Genomic DNA, 2,670 nt, shown 5'->3' with positions numbered 1-2,670 from the left:
CCCGTGGGGCTCAGTGGTCCTCGTCGTCGTCGCCCTCGATGGCGGCCGGGCGGCTGCTGGAGAGCGCCTCGAAGGCGAGGAACTCGGCCTCCGCCGCGTCCCGGCCCTTCTGCTTCTCGCGGCGACGGTCGACGGCCGGGCGCGGGCTCTCGAAGCGGTGGTCCTCACCGCGGCGGCCGAGCATCTCGGCGCCGGCGGCCATCGTCGGCTCCCAGTCGAACACGACGGCGTTCTCCTCGGGGCCGATGATGACGGTGTCGCCCTCGTGCGCACCGATCTTCCACAGCTCCTGCTCGATGCCGAGGCGGGCCAGCCGGTCGGCGAGGTAGCCGACGGCCTCGTCGTTGCTGAAGTCGGTCTGGCGGACCCAGCGCTCCGGCTTGACGCCGCGGATGTGGTACGCGCCGTCCTCCTCGGTGATGGTGAAGCCCGCGTCGTCGACGGCCTTGGGCCGCAGCACGATCCGGGTGGACTCCTCGGCCGGCTTGGCGGCGCGGGCCTCGGCGACGATCCCGGCCATCGCGAAGCTCAGCTCGCGCAGGCCCTTGCGGGAGGCGGCGGAGACTTCGAACACCCGGAAGCCGCGCTCCTCCAGGGAGGCGCGGGTCAGGTCGGCGATGTCCTGGCCGTCCGGAACGTCCACCTTGTTGAGCGCGACCAGGCGCGGGCGGTCGTCCAGGCCGCCGTACTCGGCGAGCTCGGCCTCGATGGTCTCCAGGTCGGTCAGCGGGTCACGGCCGGGCTCCAGGGTGGCGCAGTCCAGCACGTGCACCAGCACCGAACAACGCTCGACGTGCCGCAGGAACTCCAGGCCGAGGCCGCGGCCCTGGCTGGCGCCCGGGATCAGGCCGGGCACGTCGGCGATGGTGTAGACGGTCTCGCCCGCGGTGACCACGCCGAGGTTGGGGATCAGGGTGGTGAACGGGTAGTCCGCGATCTTCGGCTTGGCGGCCGAGAGCACCGAGATCAGCGAGGACTTGCCGGCGCTCGGGTAGCCCACCAGGGCCACGTCGGCGACGGACTTGAGCTCCATGACGATGTCACGGGCCTCGCCGGGCTCGCCGAGCAGCGCGAAGCCGGGCGCCTTGCGGCGGGCCGAGGCCAGCGCGGCGTTGCCGAGGCCGCCGCGGCCGCCCTGGGCGGCGACGAAGCTGGTGCCGTGTCCGACCAGGTCGGCCAGCACGTTGCCCTTGCGGTCCAGCACCACGGTGCCGTCCGGCACCAGCAGGACGAGGTTCTCGCCGTCCGCGCCGGTGCGGTGGCCGCCCGCGCCCGGCTTGCCGTTGGTGGCCTTGCGCTTGGGCGAGTGGTGGTACTCGAGCAGGGTGGTGACCTGCGAGTCCACGGTGAGGATGACGCTGCCGCCCTCACCGCCGTTGCCGCCGTCCGGTCCGCCGAGCGGCTTGAACTTCTCGCGGTGCACGGAGGCGCAGCCGTGGCCCCCGTTACCCGCGGCGACGTGAAGTTCGACGCGGTCCACGAAGGTGGTCATGGGTGTGCCTCCAGTGCGCGAGAGTCTGCTTGCTACCTGCGTAAAGCGCGAAGGGTGGACCGGAGAATTCCGGCCCACCCTTCACTGTGGGTCTTCTCAGACCCGGTGGGTCATGTCAGACCCGGGAGTCCGCGGGGACTCAGGCCTCGACGGCCACGATGTTGACGACCTTGCGGCCGCGACGGTTGCCGAACTGCACCGCACCGGCGGTCAGCGCGAACAGGGTGTCGTCGCCACCGCGGCCGACACCGGCACCCGGGTGGAAGTGGGTGCCGCGCTGGCGGACGAGGATCTCGCCGGCCGAGACGACCTGGCCACCGAAGCGCTTGACGCCGAGGCGCTGGGCGTTCGAGTCACGGCCGTTACGAGTAGAGCTTGCGCCCTTCTTGTGTGCCATCTTTCGCTATCCCCTTACTTGCTGACCGAGTCGATGCTGGTGATGCGCACCGCGGTGTGCTGCTGACGGTGACCCTGACGACGGCGGTAGCCGGTCTTGTTCTTGTAACGCAGGATGACGATCTTGTCACCCTTGGTCTGGTCGACCACCTCGGCGTGAGCCTTCACGCCGGCCAGGACCCACGGGTCGGAGGTGACAGCGTCACCGTCGACGACGAGGATGGTCGAGAGCTCGACCGAGTCACCCTGCTTGGCCTCGATACGGTCGATCTCCAGCACGTCGCCGACGGCGACCTTGTGCTGGCGGCCGCCTGCGCGAACGATCGCGTACATGCGGTACCTGCTTTCCTTGCTCGGTCGGAACCCCCGACGCCAGCCACCTGGGTACGGACACAGGAGCCTCTCCCCGGCCCTCCGCGCGAACGCGGCGACCTCGGGAAGGTGATGTGCTCGGGAGCGTGGCGTAGACACGCCGAAGGTCAAGAATACGGACCGGCCGCCCCAGGGGCAAACCGGCCCGTACGGCCCGGGGCGGGATCGCTCCCGCCCCGGGGCGTGGGCACTACTCGGCTGCCGTATCACCCTCGGCGGCCGCGGCCTTCTTGGCCGCCGCGCTCGTCCGCTTGGTGGCGGTCTTGCGGGCGGTGGTCTTCTTGGCCGCCGCGGTGGTCTTCTTGGCGGCGGTCTTCTTCGCGGCGGTCTTGCGGGCGGCCCGCTTCTTCGGCGCCGGAGCCTCCTCGGCGGGAGCCTCCTCGACCGGCGCCTCGGCGGCCTCCGGGGCC

The 2,670-nt window shown here is 71.2% G+C and carries 4 protein-coding genes; all 4 read right to left on the bottom strand.

Annotation, left to right across the window (positions count from 1 at the left end; genetic code table 11):
• Window positions 1-10 precede the first annotated feature (10 nt).
• A complete protein-coding gene (gene obgE / locus ACFRMQ_RS39990; protein ID WP_380735824.1) occupies window positions 11-1,492 on the bottom strand; it encodes a GTPase ObgE in 1,482 nt (493 codons plus the stop codon).
• Between the two features lie 139 nt (window positions 1,493-1,631).
• Window positions 1,632-1,889 carry a 50S ribosomal protein L27 gene (gene rpmA / locus ACFRMQ_RS39985; protein ID WP_030058248.1) on the bottom strand — a complete coding sequence of 86 codons (258 nt, stop codon included), beginning with the start codon at window positions 1,887-1,889 and terminating at the stop codon, window positions 1,632-1,634.
• Window positions 1,890-1,903: 14 nt separating this feature from the next.
• The gene (rplU, locus tag ACFRMQ_RS39980) at window positions 1,904-2,221 is read right to left on the bottom strand and encodes a 50S ribosomal protein L21 (protein ID WP_380735823.1); all 318 of its coding nucleotides are present in this window, start codon (window positions 2,219-2,221) and stop codon (window positions 1,904-1,906) included.
• A gap of 229 nt (window positions 2,222-2,450) precedes the next feature.
• A partial coding sequence (locus tag ACFRMQ_RS39975; RefSeq protein WP_380735822.1) for a hypothetical protein occupies window positions 2,451-2,670 on the bottom strand: 220 nt, incomplete at its 5' end.

Source organism: Kitasatospora sp. NPDC056783, from assembly GCF_042789895.1.
GTDB lineage: Bacteria > Actinomycetota > Actinomycetes > Streptomycetales > Streptomycetaceae > Kitasatospora.
Note: the sequence above shows the minus strand (reverse complement) of the source record. Positions and strands in the feature narration are given on the sequence as shown.

Bases quoted from the DNA above. Each gene is read 5' to 3' on its own strand.
- rplU (WP_380735823.1), bottom strand. From the start codon at position 2,221: ATGTACGCGATCGTTCGCGCAGGCGGCCGCCAGCACAAGGTCGCCGTC.
- rpmA (WP_030058248.1), bottom strand. From the start codon at position 1,889: ATGGCACACAAGAAGGGCGCAAGCTCTACTCGTAACGGCCGTGACTCG.
- obgE (WP_380735824.1), bottom strand. From the start codon at position 1,492: ATGACCACCTTCGTGGACCGCGTCGAACTTCACGTCGCCGCGGGTAAC.